Annotated in this window: 16 protein-coding genes; 10 read left to right on the plus strand and 6 right to left on the minus strand. The window is 63.3% G+C overall.

Features of this window, described 5'->3' with window-relative positions; translation table 11 throughout:
• The first annotated feature begins 22 nt into the window (after positions 1-22).
• The 9 genes from BLU85_RS24210 to BLU85_RS24250 all read left to right on the plus strand — a co-directional run bounded on the left by BLU85_RS24210 (position 23) and on the right by BLU85_RS24250 (position 12,380).
• Positions 23-3,229 (plus strand): ATP-binding protein, encoded by a 3,207-nt coding sequence (locus tag BLU85_RS24210; protein ID WP_092204186.1) that lies wholly within the window; start codon positions 23-25, stop codon positions 3,227-3,229.
• Between the two features lie 287 nt (positions 3,230-3,516).
• Positions 3,517-3,951: a PleD family two-component system response regulator gene (locus BLU85_RS24215; RefSeq protein ID WP_092204185.1), complete on the plus strand. Its 435-nt coding sequence runs from the start codon at positions 3,517-3,519 to the stop codon at positions 3,949-3,951.
• A gap of 114 nt (positions 3,952-4,065) precedes the next feature.
• Entirely contained in the window at positions 4,066-4,680 is a 615-nt protein-coding gene (locus BLU85_RS24220; protein ID WP_092204219.1) for a response regulator transcription factor, read from the plus strand.
• A 225-nt stretch (positions 4,681-4,905) separates the two neighbouring features.
• Positions 4,906-5,772 (plus strand): pirin family protein, encoded by an 867-nt coding sequence (locus tag BLU85_RS24225; protein ID WP_092204184.1) that lies wholly within the window; start codon positions 4,906-4,908, stop codon positions 5,770-5,772.
• 194 nt (positions 5,773-5,966) lie between these two features.
• The gene (locus tag BLU85_RS24230) at positions 5,967-7,409 is read left to right on the plus strand and encodes a mechanosensitive ion channel family protein (RefSeq protein WP_092204183.1); all 1,443 of its coding nucleotides are present in this window, start codon (positions 5,967-5,969) and stop codon (positions 7,407-7,409) included.
• A 243-nt stretch (positions 7,410-7,652) separates the two neighbouring features.
• Positions 7,653-8,093, plus strand: a complete 441-nt coding sequence (locus BLU85_RS24235; protein WP_092204182.1) for a carboxymuconolactone decarboxylase family protein — start codon at positions 7,653-7,655, stop codon at positions 8,091-8,093.
• A gap of 218 nt (positions 8,094-8,311) precedes the next feature.
• Complete coding sequence (locus BLU85_RS24240) at positions 8,312-8,812, plus strand: sigma-70 family RNA polymerase sigma factor (RefSeq protein WP_060741413.1); 501 nt, start codon at positions 8,312-8,314, stop codon at positions 8,810-8,812.
• Positions 8,813-8,849: 37 nt separating this feature from the next.
• Positions 8,850-9,845, plus strand: a complete 996-nt coding sequence (locus BLU85_RS24245; protein WP_092204181.1) for a FecR family protein — start codon at positions 8,850-8,852, stop codon at positions 9,843-9,845.
• 96 nt (positions 9,846-9,941) lie between these two features.
• Entirely contained in the window at positions 9,942-12,380 is a 2,439-nt protein-coding gene (locus tag BLU85_RS24250) for a TonB-dependent siderophore receptor (RefSeq protein WP_092204180.1), read from the plus strand.
• Positions 12,381-12,487: 107 nt separating this feature from the next.
• On the opposite strand, the gene BLU85_RS24255 is transcribed toward BLU85_RS24250, so the two are convergent.
• Positions 12,488-13,639, minus strand: a complete 1,152-nt coding sequence (locus BLU85_RS24255) for an MFS transporter (protein WP_092204179.1) — start codon at positions 13,637-13,639, stop codon at positions 12,488-12,490.
• A gap of 219 nt (positions 13,640-13,858) precedes the next feature.
• Here BLU85_RS24255 and BLU85_RS24260 point away from each other — a divergent pair, with 219 nt between their 5' ends.
• Positions 13,859-14,851 (plus strand): diaminopimelate epimerase, encoded by a 993-nt coding sequence (locus tag BLU85_RS24260; RefSeq protein ID WP_092204178.1) that lies wholly within the window; start codon positions 13,859-13,861, stop codon positions 14,849-14,851.
• Positions 14,852-15,049: 198 nt separating this feature from the next.
• Here the strand turns inward: BLU85_RS24260 and codA are convergent, their stop codons facing one another.
• From codA to BLU85_RS24285, 5 genes are all read right to left on the minus strand, one after another.
• Positions 15,050-16,297, minus strand: a complete 1,248-nt coding sequence (gene codA, locus BLU85_RS24265) for a cytosine deaminase (protein ID WP_092204177.1) — start codon at positions 16,295-16,297, stop codon at positions 15,050-15,052.
• A gap of 12 nt (positions 16,298-16,309) precedes the next feature.
• On the minus strand, positions 16,310-17,581 hold the full coding sequence (gene codB, locus BLU85_RS24270; protein WP_092204176.1) for a cytosine permease: 1,272 nt from the start codon (positions 17,579-17,581) through the stop codon (positions 16,310-16,312).
• A 277-nt stretch (positions 17,582-17,858) separates the two neighbouring features.
• The gene (locus BLU85_RS24275; RefSeq protein ID WP_092204175.1) at positions 17,859-18,689 is read right to left on the minus strand and encodes an alpha/beta fold hydrolase; all 831 of its coding nucleotides are present in this window, start codon (positions 18,687-18,689) and stop codon (positions 17,859-17,861) included.
• Between the two features lie 190 nt (positions 18,690-18,879).
• Positions 18,880-19,236 carry a 6-carboxytetrahydropterin synthase QueD gene (gene queD / locus BLU85_RS24280; protein ID WP_025212792.1) on the minus strand — a complete coding sequence of 119 codons (357 nt, stop codon included), beginning with the start codon at positions 19,234-19,236 and terminating at the stop codon, positions 18,880-18,882.
• 83 nt (positions 19,237-19,319) lie between these two features.
• Positions 19,320-20,399, minus strand: a complete 1,080-nt coding sequence (locus tag BLU85_RS24285) for a hypothetical protein (RefSeq protein ID WP_092204174.1) — start codon at positions 20,397-20,399, stop codon at positions 19,320-19,322.
• Positions 20,400-20,415: the final 16 nt, after the last annotated feature.

The raw sequence follows: 20,415 nt of genomic DNA on the forward strand, positions 1-20,415 counted from the left end.
CCAAGCGAAACACCCTGACCAGATGATGCTGCTTTTACGCACAGGCCTGGTGGCGCTGTTGCTGGGCTCATTGAGCGTGGCGCCACCGGTAGGCGCGACCCCTGAGTCGTTGCAGGTGCTCGGGCGCTCCAATGTGGATGATTATTCGGTGTCCCTGGATGCTGCCGACTGGGCCTGGCTGCGCCAGAAGGGCACGTTGCTGCTGGGCGCCTCGGCGCCGGACTATGCGCCTTTCAGCATCACCGGCAATGGTCGCGACTACGAAGGCCTGACTGCCGACTATGCGCAATTGCTGGGGCAACTCTTGCACGTCACGGTGCAGGTCCGGCGCTATCCGTCCCACGCCGAAGCGCTCCAGGCCCTGCGCGGTGGCGAGATCGATCTGCTTGGCACCGCCAACGGCTTCGAAGCCGCCGATCCGGACCTGGCGATGTCCCAGGCCTATGCCGATGACCTGCCGACCCTGGTGGCCCGCATCGACGACAGCCAGGACTTGCCCACGGACCTGGCGGGCAAGCGGGTGGCCATGCTGTATCACTATTTGCCGCCGGAGACGGTCAAGGGTTTTTATCCCGAGGCTTCCTTGCAACTGTTCCCCTCCACCTTGAGTGCCATCGGCGCCGTGGCGTTTGGTCAGGCCGATGTCTACCTGGGGGATTCGATCAGTTCCAACTACCTGATCAGCAAGAATTACCTGAACAATGTGCAACTGGCCGATTTCTCGCGTATGGAAGTGCAGCCGTTCGCCTTTGCGGTCAGTCGCGACAACGGGCGCGTGTTGCGCATCGTCAATGCCGCGCTGCACGCGATTCCCGCCAGCGAACGCATGATCATCCTGCGGCGTTGGAGCGCCGGCGGGGCGAGCATGCCCGGTCAGCAGGCGCTGCATTTCAGCGTCAACGAGCAGCGTTGGCTGGACGCCCACCCCCGCATCAAAGTCGCCGCCAATGAAAACTTCCTGCCGCTGACGTTCTTCGATGAACAAGGCCATTTGCGCGGCATCGGTGCCGATGTGCTGGCCCGGGTCAGCTTGCGCACCGGTTTGAAGTTCGATGTGCAGCGGGGCGACTCGGTTGACGACTTGATCGGGCAGATCAAGAGCGGCAAGGCCGACGTCCTGGCAACCGCCATACCCAGCGCCGAACTCGAGGACGAGTTGCGTTTTACCCGACCGTACCTGACGAACCCGTTCGTGTTGGTGGTGCCGGTCAGGGCCAGGGCGCTGACCTTGGACCAGATGGCGGGCAAGCGCGTGGCGCTGGTGCGTGGCAACGTGCTGCGCGAGTTCCTGCTGGAGCAGTTCCCCCGCGTGCAGTTGGTGGCGGCGCAGAATGCCGCCGATGCCATGGCCATGGTCGCCGCCGGCACGGCAGACGCTGCGATCAACCCGTTGATCAGCGCCCGCTACATGATTTCCCGCCAGTACCGCGACACGCTGCAAGTCACCAGCACCGTGGGCACCTTGCCCGCGCACATCGCCCTGGCGACGAACCGGGGCGCATTGGAGCTTTACTCGATCCTGGACAAGGCGCTGTTGAGTATTTCCCCGGAAGAAATGGACGAACTGACCAACCGCTGGCGCAGTGAGGTGGTGATCGACGATAGTTATTGGCTGCGCAATCGCACCACGATCCTCCAGGGGTTCGCCGTTGCTGCGCTGCTGTTGCTGGTGGCCTTGGGCTGGGGCATTTATCTGCGGCGGCTGTTGGAACAGTTGCGCGTGGCCAAGGAAAGCGCCGACGAGGCCAATCGGGCCAAGACCACTTTCGTGGCGACCATGAGCCATGAGATCCGCACGCCGATGAATGCGGTGATCGGCCTGCTGGAGCTGGCCCTGAAAAAAGCCGACCAGGGCATCGTCGACCGATTCGCCATCGAGGTCGCGTCGGGTGCGGCCCATGGCATGCTGGACCTGATCGGCGACATCCTCGACATCGCCCGCATCGAGTCGGGCAAGCTGTCGCTGGTGCCGCAGCGGGCCAATCTGCATACGTTGATCGAGTCGGTGGCGCGGATTTTCGAGGGCCTGGCCTGGCAGAAACACCTGCGCTTGTATTGGGTGCTGGAGGCCGGGCTCGACCGCGACGTGCTGATTGATCCATTGCGTTTCAAGCAGATCGTCTCGAACCTGTTGAGCAACGCCATCAAGTTCACCGACCAGGGCGAAGTGCGCCTGAGTGTGCGCGGCGAGCCGGCTCCCGGGCACGAACGCCTGGGTCTTTGCCTGCGGGTGGAAGACACCGGTTGCGGTATTTCCTCCGAGGATCAGCGCCGCCTGTTCAGCCCCTTTGCCCAGGCCGGCCAGCACCCGCAGTCGGCTCGCAGCGGTTCCGGGTTGGGGTTGGTCATCAGCCGGACGTTGTGCGAAATGATGGGCGGCACCCTGGTGTTGCATAGCGTGCCGGGGGAGGGCACGCAGGTCGAGGTTCTGCTGGACCTGCCCTTGCTCGATGCGCTGCCGGCGGCGCCTGCCGAGGTCGAGGCGCTGCTGCCGGTCCCGGCGCTGAGTATCCTGGTGGTCGACGACTACCCGGCCAACCGCTTGCTGCTGTCCCAGCAATTGGGCTACCTGGGCCATCGCGTCCGGGAGGCGCAGAACGGTGTCGACGCTCTGCAGGCCTGGCGCAACGAACACTTCGATGTGGTCATCACCGACTGCAACATGCCCTTGATGAGCGGCTACGAACTAGCCCGTACCATTCGCGTCGAGGAGCGCGATCGTAGCCTGTCGCCGGTGGTGATCCTGGGGTTCACCGCCAACGCCCAGCCCGAGGAAAAGCAGCGCTGCGCCGAAGCCGGGATGGACGATTGCCTGTTCAAGCCCATCGGCCTCAAGGCACTCAATGCGTGCCTGGCTTCGGTCATGCCGGATGCGCGGGCGTCCCAGTCCGGCGATGGCCTCGACCTGGCCGGCCTGGAACAACTGACCGGAGGCGACACGAACGCCATCAGGGCGTTGCTGGAGGAACTGGTCAGCAGCAATGCCGAAGATCAAGCGCGGCTGCTGGACTTGGCCACCCGACAGGACTTGCCGGGCCTGGCGGACTTGGCGCACCGGATCAAGGGCGGGGCGCGGATCATCCAGGCGCAACGCCTGAGCGCCGCCTGCGAGGCGCTGGAAAGCGCTTGTCGTGGGAACGACACGGTGCTGCTCGCCGAAGCCGTGGAAGACCTTCGCCAAGCCATCGAGCACCTGGCGGAACGACTGAAAACCCACCTGAAGGCATAGGCGCTATAGGAGCTGTATGAACCGTATGAACCGTAGGAGCTGACGAGTGCAACGAGGCTGCGATCTTTCCAAAGACCCTTGAATCCCAAGCGAAAGATCAAAAGATCGCAGGCTTCGCCAGCGCCTGCAAAGCGCCGAGCAGGATAAATTCCCTCGCCATAGGGGCTGTGTCTGTCCTTATTTTAGGATTAGTCCTACATCGCCCTTCAAACGCTTCCTCTAGCCTGAGCGCCCTGAATGTTCTTGAGCCGGTGCCTACCTGGCGCGTTGCTATTGGAAAGCTTGCCATGCCGAACAAAGCACTCCGTATCCTGATTGCCGACCCACAACAGACCCATCGAATCGTACTGGAACGTCTGTTCAACCAACAGGGCTACCACCGGATTGTCCCCGTAAGCGATTTGCAGGAATTGCTCACGCTGGTGGAATACGGCAGCGAGCCGTTCGACCTGATTGTCGTCAACGGGGCGTTGGCGGACGGGGCGTTGGACCTGTACGATTTTGTCATCTACAACCCGCAGGTGCGTCACGGGATGATTTACAACGCGCAACCGGCCAGTCAGTCGCCGGTGCCTGTGGCACGTCGATCGAGCGTGCATCTGAGCCAGGCGCCACTGCCTGATCTCGCGTCACTGCGACACCTGATGGAGCGGGTCGATCCTCATGTCCACGAGCCGCTGCAACCGTGGGTACGCCCCCTCAGGCAGGGGCATGGACACTGAACCAGACCGTTGGTCCGTACTGTCAGGTTTGACAGGTGGCAGGGTCTGGCACTTGTGCAAGAGTCCGGTGCGGTCATGGCACCGGTGCAGTTTGTATTGTTTTGGGGAGCTGCCTTGAAAGACGTGTTGATCGTGGATGACCACCCTGTCATTAGAGGGGCGCTGCGGCTCATTTGCCAGAATGAGGCGTTCACCCACATTCGGGACGCCAGCGGCGCGGCCGATGCCCGGGGCATCATCAAGGAGAGTGCGCCAGACCTGGTGATCCTGGATTTGGTGATGAACGGCTTCGATGGCCTGGACCTGCTGGTCTGGATCATGGCCCAGTTTCCGGAGTGCAGCGTGCTGGTGTTCACGTCCCAGGATGCGCAGCACTTTTGCAACCGCTGCATCTCGGCCGGGGCCCGGGGCTTTGTCACCAAGAAAAGCGACCTCAAGGAACTGACCAAGGCCATCCAGGCGTTGAAGTCCGGTTATGCCTATTTCCCCCAGATGTCCGTCAGGCTGGATTTCCAGCAACGCAGCGAACAACAAGCCCTGGAAAGCCTCTCCACCCGCGAGCTGTCCATCTTGCGCATGCTGGCCATGGGCATGCGCGGCAAGGACATCGCTGAAAGCCTGTTCCTGAGTCCAAAAACCGTCAGCACCTACAAGAGCCGTCTGTTGGAAAAGCTGGGGCTGCAATCCTTGGTGGGGTTGTCGGAGTTTGCCAAGCGCAATCACCTTTGAATGAGTGACACCCAAACCTGTGGGAGCGAGCTTGCTCGCGATAGCGGTCCGCCTGTCGATGCATCTTCGGCTGATACCCTGTCATCGCGAGCAAGCTCGTTCCCACAGGTTCTTAATCGTTCTCCAAATGGAACGCTAAGGCCGGTTTTTGCCGACTAGTGCTCCAAGGGTGTCGGTTTTAAGCTATGTCCATCAAATCGCAGTACCTGATTTTGGAGACATGGCATGAAAAACATCATCGGCCTCTACACCAGCCCGCGGCCCCATTGGGTCGGTGACGGTTTCCAGGTGCGCACGCTGTTTTCCTACGACAACCTGGGCAAGCACATCAGCCCGTTCCTGCTACTGGACCACGCCGCCCCCACCGAATTCACGCCGACCAGCGAGCGCCGCGGCGTCGGCCAGCACCCCCATCGTGGGTTCGAAACCGTGACCATCGTCTACCAGGGCGAACTGGAACACCGTGACTCCACCGGCAGCGGCGGCAAGATCGGTCCCGGCGATGTGCAATGGATGACCGCCGCTTCCGGCATCATCCACGAAGAGTTCCACTCCGAAGCGTTTGCCCGCCAGGGCGGGTTCATGGAAATGGTCCAACTGTGGGTCAACCTGCCCGCCAAGGACAAGATGGCCCCGGCCGGCTACCAGACGATCCTCAAGGGCGACATTCCGAACATTGCCCTGAAGGACGACGCCGGCAGCCTGCGCCTGATCGCCGGGCGCTTCGAAGGGCATCAAGGCCCGGCACGGACCTTCACCCCCATCGACGTCTGGGACATCCGCTTGAATGCCGGGAAAAACCTCACCCTTGACCTGCACGAAGGCCATAACACCGCGTTGGTGGTGCTGCGGGGCTCGGTCCAGGCCAATGGCCGCGAACGGGTCGAGGCCGGGCAGATGGCCCTGTTCGACCGGGCCGGCGATCAATTGAGCCTGCAAGCCAATAACGACGCGGTGCTGTTGCTGCTCAGTGGCGAGCCGATCGACGAGCCCATCGTCGGCCATGGTCCGTTCGTGATGAACAGCGAACAGGAAATCCACCAGGCCTTCAATGATTTCCACTCCGGGCGCTTTGGCCGGATGGACGATTGAACGCGAAACCGACAGTCGCGCAGTACACTGTGGGAGTGAGCTTGCTCGCGATAGCGGTCTGACCGTCCAGGCATCATTGACGGACACACCGCCATCGCGAGCAAGCTCGCTCCCACAGGGGGATCTGCGGGGGATCTCTACAGCGTGTTCAATCTGTGCCAATCTTCGCCAATCGCCCTCCTGGAGCTGTCCCGATGCTGTTTCTGATCTCCGAGCACCCGCTGCTCTGTGCCCTGGCGCTGCTGATGCTCGACCTGCTGATGTGGCATCTGGTCAGTGCGGATCGGATCTACTGGAAAGTCGGCGCAAGGCTGGTGATTTTTTCGTTGTTCAGTGCGCTGCTGTTCAACGAAGGCCTCAACCCCATGGTCCCTGCGCAGTGGGTCGACGATGTGCCGCGGCACTTGGCCGCTACCGGTTTGCAGATCACCTGGTGGCTGTTCGCCGCGCGAACCCTGACGGTGATGATCGTGGTGGCGATGATGCAACGGGTCGGCCACACCGGGCGTTTGTTGCAGGATTTGCTCGGCGCGGTGATTTTCCTGATCGCCGTCATCGCGGCACTGGCCTACGTGCTGGATTTGCCGGTCAAGGGCGTGCTGGCCACGTCCGGCGCGATGGCGATCATCGTCGGCCTGGCCTTGCAGAGCACCCTCAGCGACGTGTTCTCCGGGATCGTGCTCAATACCACCAAGCCCTATCAGCTCGATGATTGGATTTCCATCGACGGCACTGAAGGCCGGGTCACCGATATCGACTGGCGGGCCACGCGCTTGCAGACCGCCCAGGGCAGCATGGCGGTGATTCCCAACTCGTTGGCGGCCAAGGCCAAGGTCATCAACTTCAGTCGCCCCAGCGATGTCCATGGCCTGTCCATCAGCATCCAGGTCAGCCCCCACGCGCGGCCACAAACCGTGATCGACGCGTTGGAACGAGCCATGATCGGCTGTCGTTCCCTGCTCGCCACCCCGGCCCCCAGCGTCGCCCTCAAGAGCAGCGGCAGCGGCGGGGCGGAATATGAAATCAGCGGGTTCGTCGCCTCCATGGCCCTGAAACGCACGGTGCGCAACCAGTTGTTCGACCTGGCGTTCCGGCATTTGCAAGCGTCGGGCGTGAGCCTGCTGTCCACCAGTGAAAGCGCCACGCCCCAGGCGGTGTCGCGGCCCCGGGCATTGCTGGAAAGCTCGAGCATTTTCTCCACCCTGCGCCAGGATGAGAAAGACACCTTCAGCCAGAACATGACCCTGCAAACCTTCCGCGCCGGCGATGTGATCCTGGCGGCGGGGGAGGTCAGCGATCACCTGTTCATCATCGAGTCAGGGGTGGTCAGCGTTACCCTCATGCGCAACGGCCAGCCGCTCGAGGGCGGACGCATGGGGCCGGGGGAAGTGATCGGCGAAGCCGGGATCGTCGCGGATCAGGCGGCCCTGGCGACTTTTTCCGCCAAGACGTTCTGCACCCTGTATCGCATCGAAAACAGCTACCTCAAGCCGTGCCTCGAGGCCCGTCGCGACATCAACGACGCGATGAAAAACCTGCTGGACGTGCGCATGCACCTGGCCCAGAACCTCACCCGCGACCAGCCCAAGCCCGTCGCCAAGAAACGCTTCCTGCAGTGGCTGCGCAGCCGGGCCTGAAGCCTATCCCCCGTGGCGAGGGAGCTTGCTCCCGCTGGGTCTGTAGGAGCTGCCGAGCGAAGCGAGGCTGCGATCTTTCCACTGCTCATTGAGTCTGGAGCGAAAGATCAACAGATCGCAGGCTTCGCCAGCTCCTACAGGATAAATCCCCATTGGCCACCCGAACTTCCCAACAATTGGCTATTTGTCCCGCGCCACTGCACGGCTAACGTAGCGCCACACCCAATTGTTATGGAGTCCACCATGCAACCGCGTATCGATTTCTACACCGCGTCCCCTGACGCTTTCAAAGCCATGCTGGCCCTGGAAAACGCCGCCTCGAACCTGGGCCTGGAAAAGTCGCTGCTGGAACTGGTCAAGTTGCGCTCCTCGCAGATCAACGGCTGCGCCTTCTGCATCGACATGCACACCGCCGACGCCCGCAAGGGCGGCGAGACCGAACGTCGCCTGTACGCCGTGACCGCCTGGCGCGAAGCGCCGTTCTTCACCGGCCGCGAGCGCGCCGCACTGGCCTGGACCGAAGCCCTGACCCGCCTGAGCGACACCCACGCGCCGGACGCCGACTATGTCCTGCTGAGCGAGCATTTCAGCCCCAAGGAAATGGTCGACCTGACCGTGGCGATCAACGCCATCAATGGCTGGAACCGCTTGGCCGTTGGCTTTCGCAAGATGCCTGAGGCGTAGTCGGACGAAGAAAAAAAACTGTGGGAGCGAGCTTGCTCGCGATAGCGGACTGACTTTCAACAGTGAGGTTGACTGACACACCGCCATCGCGAGCAAGCTCGCTCCCACAAAGGTTTATGCCTCAGTTTTAAAGCTTCGGACGACAGGCACCGTAATAGGTTTGCTTCACATGAATAGTAACCATTACTATTCACGCCCCGTTTCCACAGCGCGCCGCGATGACCCCCAAGCTGCCCCGCAGACCCGGCTTTTTCGAGCATTACGAAGAGTTGATCGGCACCTGGACCCGTCGCCTGCGCAATCGCCAGCAGGCCGAGGACCTGGCCCATGACACCTTCGTGCGGGTGCTTGAGTCCGATTCGAGCGGGGTCGAGCAGCCACGGGCCTATTTGCATCAGACGGCGCGCAACATTGCAGTGGATGGCTATCGGCGCGAAGATCGACGGGGGGCCATGGAAGAGGCTGTCATTGACCCTGGTCAGTCGTTTTCGGGCGACCCGGAGCACTTCATGCATGCGATCCAACTGGCGGACTCCATCGAGCGGGCGCTTGCCGAGCTGCCGGCCAACTGCCGCACGGTGTTCGTCTGGCAGAAGATCGAAGGCCTGACCCAGGCGGAAATCGCCGAGCGCCTGGGCCTGTCAAAAAACATGGTGGAAAAGTATATGATCCGCACCCTGCGGCATCTGCGCGATCGCCTGGACGGACCAGGCCAATGATCCGTCGTCTTCTTCCACCTGAGCCACAGGACCTTCCATGATGGATAGCCGTGAATGCCCGTGCGGGCAGGACAGGGTTCGCGACGCGGCGGCGCAATGGTTCGTGCGTTTGCAAGCGCCGGCCATGAGTGTCGAGGAGCGCCAGCGTTTCGAAGCCTGGCTGGATGAACATGCCAACCACCGTGACGAAATTCAGTTGCTCCAGGGTATCTGGAGCGCCACGGACCTGCTGCCCAAGGAACGCCTGCGAGCGCTGTGCGAACCTCCCGCCGAACGCCCCAGGCGTCGGCCGCTGCTGCGCTACGTCGCCGCCGCCGGACTGTTCGCGGTAGCGCTGGGGTTGGGGCTGTTCAGCGGTTTGAGTTCTTCCACCGACTACAGCGGCGAATACGCCACCGCCCTTGGCGAGCGTCGGCATATCGCCTTGCCGGACGGTTCGGTGATCGACCTCAACAGCCGCAGCCGGGTGCGTATTCAATTCGCACACCGTCAGCGCCGGGTGGAACTGGCCGAAGGCGAGGCCCTGTTCAGCGTCGAACACGATGCTGGCCGGCCATTCACCGTCGATGCGGGCAACGGCCAGGTGACGGTGACCGGGACGCGCTTCGATGTGCGCCGCGATGCCGACATGACCCGGGTGGCGGTGGCGCAGGGCAGCGTCAAGGTCCAGGGTCAGGTCCAGGGCCGCGCCGCGTCCCCGGCTCAGTTGGTCAGCCTGACAGCGGGCCTCGGTACCCAGATCGATGCCCAGGGCAACGTCGCCACGCCTTACGCGGTCAACACCGAGGCGCTCACCGCCTGGCGCGATGGCAAGCTGGTGTTCAACGACGCGCCGCTCAAGGAAGTGGCTGAAGAAGTCTCTCGTTATCGCACCCAGCCCCTGCGGGTCGGCAGCGCGGCGGTGGGCAACCTGCGCCTGACCAGCGTGTTCCGCGCCGACGACCCCGAGGCGCTGCTCAAGGCGCTGCCGAACATCCTGCCGGTGACCGTGCGCAACCTGGATGACGGCAGCCAGGAAATAATCGCACGATAGATTCAGGTTTTTTCCGAGTTCTTCGTCTTCTTGTCCAACTGCAACTGGTTTGCATTAACAGACGCGTATTCTTGCGATCAACAGGACAAGTTCGACGTGAAAACAACCGCCAAAAACAACAACCGTACCCACGTACGCTGGCTGCCCCTGGCCCTGACCCTGGCGGTCAGCGCCGCTGTGCCCCAGGCGTTCGCCGATCAGGCCGCCACCGCCATTCACATCCAGGCGCAACCGTTGGGGCAAGCCTTGTCCCAGCTCGCCCAGCAGACTGCGTTGCAGGTGTTCTTCAGCGCCGAATCGGTGGCCGGCAAACAAGCGCCGGCGGTGGACGGCAACTTGTCCCCGGAAGCGGCCTTGCGCCAATTGCTGCAGGGCAGCGGCCTGCAATACCAGATCGATAAGGGTTCGGTGACCGTGTTGCCAGCACCTGCGGAGCCCAACGCCGGCCCGCTGGAGCTGGGGGCGACTGAAATCCAGGTGGTCGGTGACTGGCTCGGCGATGCCAACGCCGAAGTGGTGCAGAACCACCCCGGTGCGCGTACGGTGATCCGCCGCCAAGCGATGGTGGAGCAGGGCGCCATGAACGTCGGCGACGTGCTGCGACGGGTGCCGGGGGTGCAGGTGCAAGATGCCAACGGCACCGGCGGCAGCGATATTTCCCTGAACGTCGGCGTACGTGGCCTGACCTCGCGCTTGTCGCCCCGCTCCACGGTGTTGATCGACGGCGTACCGGCGGCGTTCGCGCCCTATGGCCAGCCGCAACTGTCCATGGCGCCGATTGCCCTGGGCAACCTGGACAGCGTCGACGTGGTGCGCGGCGCCGGCTCGGTGCGCTACGGACCGCAGAACGTCGGTGGGGTGATCAACTTCGTGACCCGTGCCATTCCGGAGAAAGCCACCGGTGAAATCGGCACCACCCTGGAAACCTCCCAGCGCGGCGGCTGGAAGCACACCGACACGGCCTTCCTCGGCGGCACCGCTGACAATGGCCTGGGCGTGGCGCTGTTGTATTCGGGCGTCAACGGCAACGGGTATCGCCGGAGCAACAACGGCAACGACATCGACGACGTGATTCTCAAGACCCATTGGGCGCCGACCGATGTCGACGACTTCTCGCTGAATTTCCACTACTACGACGCCAAGGCCGACATGCCCGGCGGCCTGACCCAGGCCCAGTACGACGCGGACCCGTACCAGTCCGACCGCGACTGGGACAACTTCAGTGGCCGGCGCAAGGATGTGTCGTTCAAGTGGATCCGCCAGATCAATGAGCGCACCCAGGCCGAAGTGCTGACCTATTACTCCGACAGCTACCGGGGCAGCACCATCGCCTCCCGGGACCAGCGCAACCTGGTGTCCTACCCGCGCACCTATTACACCTTCGGCATCGAACCCCGGGTGTCCCACGTGTTCGACCTGGGCCCCACCACCCAGGAAGCCAGTGTCGGTTATCGCTATCTCAAGGAAGGCATGCACGAAGAGGCCAGCCGCCTGGCGTTGCGTAACAACGAACCGGTGGTGCGTCCGGGGGCCGACGGCCACGTCTACCAGGACCGTACCGGCGGCACTGAAGCCCATGCGGTGTACATCGATGACAAGATCGATGTCGGCCAGTGGACCATCACCCCGGGCATCCGCTTCGAAAGCATCAGCACCGAATGGCACGACCGCCCGGTGCTCGACACCGCCGGCCGCCCCGTGCAGGAGAAACGCCGCAGCATCGACAGCAACGAACCGCTGCCGGCCCTGAGCGTGATGTATCACCTGTCCGATGCCTGGAAGCTGTTCGCCAACTATGAGACCTCGTTCGGCAGCCTGCAGTACTTCCAGCTCGGCCAGGGCGGCGACGGCAACAACACCGCCAACGGCCTGAGCCCGGAAAAGGCCAAGACCTACGAGATCGGCACGCGTTACAACGATGACGTGTGGGGCGGGGAAGTGACGCTGTTCTACATCGACTTCGACGACGAGTTGCAGTACATCAGCAACGACGTGGGTTGGACCAACATGGGCGCGACCAAGCACCAGGGGCTGGAGGCTTCGGTGCACTACGACATGGCCGCGTTCGACCCACGCCTCGAAGGCCTCACCGCCAACGCCGGTTTCACCTACACCCGCGCGACTTACGAAGGCGAGATCCCGAGCTTCAAGGGCCGTGACCTGCCGTTCTATTCCCGCCAGGTGGCCAATATGGGCCTGCGTTACGAGGTCAATCGCTGGACCTATAACCTCGACGCTTTTGCCCAGTCCAAGCAGCGCTCACCGGGCAACAATGTGAATGCCGACGGCAGTTTCAGCGGCGACTACATCACCGACGGCACCGCCGATGGGCAGTACGGCGACATGCCCGGCTACGTGCTCTGGAACGTGCGCGCCGGCTATGACTTCGGTGCACAGCTGTCGAACCTGAAAGTCGGCGCCGGGGTGAAAAACCTGTTCGATCATCAGTACTACACCCGCTCCAGTGACAACAACTCGGGCATTTACGTCGGCGCACCGCGTACGTTCTTTGTGCAGGCGAGTGTGGGGTTCTGATCGAGAGTCAAGCAAGATTCTGTGGCTTGGAACCTAATCCTGTGGCGAGGGGATAAATCCCCTCGCCACAGATAAATCCCCTCCCCACAAAGAGTTGTGTTGAGGCATCAGACCTTCAACACTTTTCCGCTGACGGCCACTATCACCAGCGACACCGCAATCAACCCAAACGCAAAGCTCAGGCTGCTGCCATGGGCGACGAAGCCGATCAGCGCCGGACCGGCGAGGATGCCGGCATAGCCAATGGTGGTGATGGCCGGTACGGCGATCGCTTCCGGCATCAGGGTCTGTTTGCCGACGGCGGTGTACAGCACCGGCACGATGTTCGAACACCCGGCACCCACCAGCGCATACCCCAGCAGCGCCGCTTGCCACATCGGTGCGAGGGTCGCCAGCAGGAACCCCGCGGCGGCGATCGACCCGCCATAAATGATCACGCGTTTGGCCCCCAGGCGATGCACCACCGAGTCGCCGGTCAGGCGGCCGACGGTCATGGTCAGCGCGAAAGCGGCATAACCCAGCCCGGCATAGGCGGTATCCACCGCGCGCTCGGTGGTCAGGAACACGGCGCTCCAGTCCAGCACCGCGCCTTCGGCCAGGAACACGATGAAGCAGAGGATGCCGATAAACAGCACCACACCATGGGGAATGGCGAACGCCGGTCCCGAGCTTTCACTGCCGTAGGGCAACAGGTGCGGCGCCGCCTTGAACAACGCCACCAGCAGCACGCCATTGACCACCAGCGTCGCCCCCAGCGGCGAAAGCCCCAGGCCAAGCAGGGCGCTCACACCGGCCGCGCCAATGATCCCGCCGAGGCTGAACATGCCGTGGAAACCCGACATCATGGTCTTGCCACTGGCCCGCTCGACGATCACCGCTTGCAGGTTCACGGTCGAGTCCACGGTGCCGAGCCCGGCTCCAAACAGGAACAACGCCGCCACCAACCAGGGCAGGGAAGTCATGGTCGCCAGCAACGGCAACGCCAGGCAGATCAGCAGCGTGCCGCCGCTGAGCACCCGACGGCAACCGAACCGGGACGCCAACGCGCCGGAAATCGGCATCGCCAGGATCGACCCGACCCCCAGGCATAACAGCAGCAGGCCGAGGGTGCCTTCATCCAGGTTCGCCCGCACCTTGGCGTAAGGCACCAGCGGCGCCCAGGCGGCGATGCCGATGCCGGCGATGAGGTAGGCGATGCGGGTGGACATCTGTTCCAGGCGTCCGGGGACAAAGGTGGGCGGGGGCGTGATGGCAGTCATGAAGCGTCCTTGGTTTCGTGCGGTGTGGTGCGGTGGTACAGGCAGGGGGGCTATGCTTGCATATTCACTGACCGCACCGCGACCCCAAGGTGCCGAAGCCCTGAAGCACCCTCCTTGGACATTGTGGGTGACGGGTTCAGCAGACAGCTGCGCACCTGTCGAACCTGACAGGCTTCGCCTAAACTACCGGCCCCTCCTGGCTTCCTCCGGACCCGATGCATGGCACCGTTCTACGACGCACGCGGCAATATCTATGGAGTCGTTTCACCGCAGCAGGCCCGTGACCATGGCATCGATCTGCCTCCATCGGCTGCCCAGGCCGCGCAGACCCGCGAGTCCTGGGCAGCGGCGGCCGTGCACGTGTTCTGCGCCTGGGCGTCGGGTGAGGCGCCGCCGGATGCCAAGGCCCATCGCAGTGATGGGTTGCTGATTGGCCCGTTCCAGAGTGAACCGCCCTTTGATCTGTTGATCGTCAATACCGACGGGACACTGGCCGAGCGCAGCGGCAATGGCCTGACGATTTTCTCCCAGGCCTTGCGGGAGCAGGGCTTGATGGCGGGGACGGGTGATTGCTTGTTGCAGGTCCATCACGATAAAACCGACGGTTTGTCACCGCTGCGAACCTCGGTTCGCGCTGCTGAATTCGAAGGCACCCAAGGCTTCTGGCTGGACCTGGGCAAACCGCTGTTCGGGCCCGGGGCCGTCGGTGCCCAGGATGTCGAGCGTGTGATGTTCAACCAGTGCGATGTCAGCCGTGTGGCGGCGCTTGAACGGTTGAATCCGGCGTGGGGCAACAGCCAGTTCGTGAACATAGGCAACCCTCATTGCGTGACGCTGGTGGAGGGTGCCGAGGCGTTGCCGAGCAATTCGCAGATGCGCGCGGCGGCGCTGTCGCAAAGCCTGATTCGCATCGCCTATGCCGCCCCGGCTGGCGCCGGGCTGCCGTGTCCCGCCGGGGTGAATCTGCAATGGGCCAGTCTGCAGGCCGAAGGGCGAATCGCGGCGCGGGTGTTCGAGCGCGGCGAAGGTCCTACCGCGTCCTCGGGCACCAGTGCCAGCGCCGTGGCCAGTGCTGCGTGGCGGGTGGGCTGGGTGAAGGCGGGTGTGGTAAGGGTGGTGATGCCCGGCGGCACGGCGCCGATTTTGCTGGAAGACGAGGCGGGCGAGTTGGTGCGAGTCAGGTTGTTCGGTACGGCGCGGCTTGTGCCGTAGGGCTTTCTGGAGGTTTTGTGGTGCGGTTTATACCGCTATCGCGAGCAAGCTCGCTCCCACAAGGGATCTTCAGTGGACACCAATGTTGTGTCCGACACAGAGCCCCTGTGGGAGCGAGCTTGCTCGCGATGGCGGCAGTACATCCAACATCAATGCAACTGACCCACTGCCGTCGCGAGCAGGTTCGCCACAGGGAAATCAGCCTGGCTGCTGCGCAAACTCCACCACCGGCATCTGCCGCTTCATTAGCACTTCGCCATTGCGAATCGAGTAGAGCGGCAAGCCCTGGCTGCGGATCACTTCGTAGTCGCTGTCCGCCGACAGGATCAGCAGGTTCGCCGGGCGGCCGGGTTCCAGCCCGTAGCGCTCGCCCAGGGCCATGGCCTTGGCGCTGTTGTCGGTGACCAGGTCCAGGGCGCTTTGCAGGTTGCGGTAGCCGAGCATATGGCAGATATGCAGCCCGGCTTCCAGCACACGCAGGATGTTGCCGTTGCCCAGGGGATACCACGGGTCGACGATGGAGTCCTGGCCGAAGCACACGTTCATCCCGGCTTCGAGCAGTTCATTGACCCGAGTGACCCCACGGCGTTTGGGGAAGGTGTCGAAACGGCCTTGCAGGTGAATGCTTTCGGTCGGGCAAGAGACAAAGCTGATGCCCGAGTGCCCGAGCAGACGGAACAGCTTGGCGCAGTAGGCGTTGTCGTAGGAGCCCATGGCCGTGGTGTGGCTGGCGGTGACGCGGGCGCCCATGTCGCGGCTGCGGGCTTCTTCGGCGAGCACTTCGAGAAAGCGCGAGTGCGGGTCGTCGGTTTCGTCGCAATGCACATCCACCAGGCAACCGGTGCGTTCGGCCAGGTCCATGAGGAATTTCACCGAGCTGACACCCTGGTCGCGGGTGTACTCGAAGTGGGGAATGCCGCCCACCACGTCGGCACCCATGCGGATCGCCTCTTCCATCAGCTCGCGGCCATTGCGGTAGGACTCGATGCCTTCCTGGGGAAACGCGACGATCTGCATGTCGATCAGGTGACGGCTTTGCTCGCGCACTTCCAGCATGGCCTTGAGGGCCGTGAGTTCGGGGTCGGTCACGTCGACGTGGGTGCGTACATGCTGGATGCCATGGGCGGCGAGGGCCTGGATGGTTTTCTTGGCGCGGGTGCTGGTGTCTTCCTGGGTGATGGTGGCCTTGCGCTCGCCCCAGCACTCGATGCCTTCGAACAGCGTGCCGCTCATGTTCCAGCGCGGTTCGCCGGCAGTGAGGGTGGCGTCCAGGTGGATGTGCGGTTCGACGAAGGGCGGGACCACCAGGTTGCCGCCAGCGTCGAGGTCTTCCGGGCCGAGGCTGGGGGCTTCGGTCTGGCGGGCGATGTTGGCGATCAGGCCGTTTTCCAGGTGCAGTTCATGCAAGCCTTCGTGGTTGCGCAGGCGGGCGTTGATGATGTGCATCGGGCGAATCCTTTATAGGTCTTGTAGAGGTGCGTCAGCGGTGCGAGTACCCATTACGCCGATCAATAACACATACGTTAGCGCGCCGGTGGCGATTCCTACCAGTGGCGCGACCCATGGCGAATTGAACGCGGCGAGTGTGCCGAGCCCATAAGCGAACAGCCCGGGCCAGTTGAACGCCGGCAGTTGCGCCTCGGCCAGGCGAGGATAGCGGCCGCGCCAGCGGAAGAAGAAATCGGCCATGATCACCCCGCCAATCGGTGGGATGACGGTGCCCAGCAGAATCAGGTACGGCACCAGCAGATCGTACATACCCAACAGGGCCAGCAGCGTGCCGATCACCGCGCCGCAGAGGGTCACGGTCTTGCGCCGGCGGGTGCGCAGCAGGTTGCAACCGGCCACGGCGAAGTTGTAGATGGTGTTGTCCTGGGTGCTCCAGATGTTGAGCAGCAACATCGCCATCGCCGCCATGGCGAAGCCCTGCAGCAGCAACACTTCGACCACGTCCGGTTGCTGATAGACGATGGCCCCGTAGGCGCCGATCAGCACCATCAGGCCGTTGCCCAGGAAGAAGCCGATCAGGCTCGCCAGCACCGCGACCTTCGCCGAGCGGGAGAAGCGCGTCCAATTGGTGGCCTGGGTCGCGCCGCTGACGAAGGTGCCGAACACCAGCGTGATAGCGGTGGACCAGTCGAGGCTGCTCGTAGGCACCACCGCCAGCAAGCCTTCGAAGCCGCCGACCTTCACCGTCGCCACCCACATCGACAGCATCAGCAGCAACATCATGGCCGGTACGGCGATGTACGAAAGGATTTCCAGCCCGCGATAACCGATGTAGGCGGTGGCGCAGAATCCCAGGCCGAACAGCACCATCAACCCGAGCACGGTGCTCTCGCTCAATTCGAAATACTTGCCCAGCACCACGGCGGCGGTTGCCGTGCCCCAGGCGTACCAGCCGATCTGGGTGAACCCGAGGATCAAGTCACTGAGCTTGCTGCCCACCTCGCCGAAACAGAAACGCCCCATCAACACCGAATTGAGCCCGCTCTTGAACGCGATGTAACCCAGGCCGGCGGCATAGAGGCCCAGCAGCAGGTTGCCGATCACAATCACGGTGAGCATCTCGGCAAAACCGAACGCCACGCCCAGCTTGCCACCGGCAAACATCGTGGCGGTGAAAAAGGTGAAGCCCAGCAGCACCATGGCCGTGGAGGCCAGGCCCTTGCGGGCATGCATCGGGACTTCGCTCAGGGGATAGTCATTGCCTGGATCGTTCTGAGTCATGTGGCGGTCCTTGCGGGTGAGGGATGTCGCAAGCGTGCAGCGGCCGTGCCAAACGAGTGATCGCGAGGTTATTTATAGACAATCCTGGGGATTGGGTGGGCGCAAGGATCGAAAGCGGTGCGCGAGTGATTCAAGTTGGAACACAGATTTCATTGTCGACGCAGATCCCCTGTGGGAGCGAGCTTGCTCGCGATAGCGGTCTGTCTGTCACCTAAGTGTTGAATGTGCTGCCGCCATCGCGAGCAAGCTCGCTCCCACAGGGGGAGTGCAGTGTTTTTCAGGTCGAGGAGGACAATGACAGAAACCGCAACACCGCCGCCACGATGGCTTCCGGCGCGTCTTCCTGGACCAGGTGCCCGGCGTTCGGAACGGGATGCAATTGTGCCCCCGGGATCATCCGTTGCAGGGCCCGGCCGCGCTCGATGGGGATCCACTGGTCATCCTCGCCCCACAGGATCTGGGTCGGGCAGCGCACGCTTGGGTACAGGCCCTCGACCTCGCGGGTATAGCGCTCGTCCATCTGCGCGATCTGCCGGTAGAACGCCGCCTGGCCCGGCTCGCCGAGCCACGGCTGCACGTAGGGCGCCAGTTCCGCGTCCGGGATGTCCCGTTTGACCGCGCCGCGGACATAGGTCGGTACGATGGCCCGCTGAATGTAGTCGGGCAGGCCGCTGAAGGCCGCTTCATGCTGGCGGACATGCTGCACAAAGGGCGAACCCCAGGGCGACAGCGCCACGGGGTCGATCAGGGTCAGGCTGCGGTAATCCTTGCCATTGAGCAGGTGCGTACGCAGGGCCGTGGCACCGCCAAAGTCATGGGCCACCACATCCGGGCAATCCAGGCGCCAATGCTCCAGCAATTGTGCGAGCAGCAGGTTCTGCACGCCGAGGGACACGTCGGCATCGGGTTGCGCGGATTGGCCATACCCCAGCAGGTCGAAGTAATGCACCCGGTGGGTGGCGAAGAACAGCGGGGCGATCCGGTGCCACACGTAGGAAGAAAAGGGCGTGCCGTGGACAAACACCAACGGCGGGCCATCGCCGTGGATGGCGTAGCGGATGGGGTGTCCGTTGAAGTCGTATAGCTGATCCAATGGCCAGTGGGTCATGATCGAACCTCTGTCTGAAAGGGGTCAGGGGATCATAGGCCAATGCAGGCAGGTCAGGGAAAGCACCGTGGGGCAGCCAGGTCTTGTGGGAGCAAGGCTTGCCCGCGATGCAGGCGCCTCGGTTCCAGAGAGACTGTGTAATCTTCATCGCGAGCAAGCTTTGCTCCCACAGGTGGCCTCCCACAGGTTTTTATTCGCCGTGGTAGATGCAACCGCTGGTGCAGGTCTCGTGGATGCGGATGGCACTGAGCTCAGGCAGCAACGGCTTCAACTCGTTCCAGATCCACTTGGCCAACACTTCGCTGGTGGGGTTTTCCAGACCTGGGATGTCGTTGAGGTAGTTGTGGTCCAGGCGCTCGTAGAGGGGCTTGAAGATCGCCTTGATCTCCGAGAAGTCGCGAATCCAGCCGGTGTGCGGGTCGATATCGCCGCTCAGGTGGATCGCCACCTTGAACGAGTGGCCATGAAGGCGGCCGCACTTGTGGCCCTCCGGCACGTGGGGCAGGCGGTGGGCGGATTCGAAGGTAAATTCTTTGAAGATTTCCACAGGTTCGGGCTCTTTAAGGTAGCGGTCGCGAGGCAGGCGGCGGAGTTTATCAGTTTGATAACGGCGTTGCGCGACCGTGCTGACTAAAAGGTCAGCAAACGCTCGCCCAAGCCACCGTTGGCCGTCAGCTCCAGGAACTCGTCACCGAGCCGGCGACTCTCGTCCATCGCCGTGCGCCAATATTTGCGGCGGCTCGGGTCATCGCCCATGAAGCGCTTGAAGTCGTTGCGGTCTGGCAGTTTGCCGTAGGGCAGGCGCGCCAGGTATTCCCGGGACGGTGCCAGCAACAGCACGTCCTGCAGACGGTCGACGTTGCCCCGACGCCACGGCAGGCCCTTGTCGAACCAGCCGGGAATGACCCGGTCGGTGAAATGCGGGTAGAGCACGATGTCCTCGCCGCTGTACGGCAGGTCGAGGTGGTAGTCCAGCAGTCCGCCGTCGCGGTAGGTGCCGGCACCGGCGCCCGGCAGGTCGCGCACGCCCTCCATGACCATCGGGATCGAGCCCGACGCCAGCAGGGCCTGGCGCAGGTTGCCGGCGGCCAACGGAACGAAACGCGACGGAAAGTCATTCAACGGGTGCAGGGGCGGGGCCAGGCGCGGGTCATGGATGATCAACCGTTCGAAATGCCGCGACAGCCGGGCACGGCCTCGCAGGTTGTCGGCGATCACCGACGACAGCCCCAGGCCCAGCCGGCCGCGATGATCCTGGGCGAGCAGGCCGTGGCTCTTGACGACCATGATATTGAGCCGGTACCGCGGGTTATCGAGGATCGAGGTGTCGCGGCCGTCGAGCAAGTCATCGAGCATGCGCTGCGAGCTCTGGCTGACACCGGCCATGGTCACGCCTTTGGCGAAGCTTTGTTCGTTGTACAAGGTACCCAGGCGCCGGATCCCCTCGGCGGCGTCCGGCAGGCAGGCGCTGGCGAAGCGCCAGGCACCCACCGAGGCCCCGATCAGCGAGCGTTCCCGGGGCGCGGCGGGCAGCCATTCGCCGAACAGCGCCAGGTCCAGCCCTTGGATGCCCAGGGCCTTGGGGCCACCGGCGGCGCCGGGCAGGATGCCGACGTCGGCGGCGTTCAAGCCGGCCTGGCGAATTCGCCCGAACGCACGGGGGCCGGCCTTGAGGGTGAGGGCGGGAAACTTGATGTGGATGGCGGTCATACCGGTCTCGAATACG

Source organism: Pseudomonas sp. NFACC14 (assembly GCF_900106885.1).
GTDB lineage: Bacteria > Pseudomonadota > Gammaproteobacteria > Pseudomonadales > Pseudomonadaceae > Aquipseudomonas > Aquipseudomonas fluorescens_AA.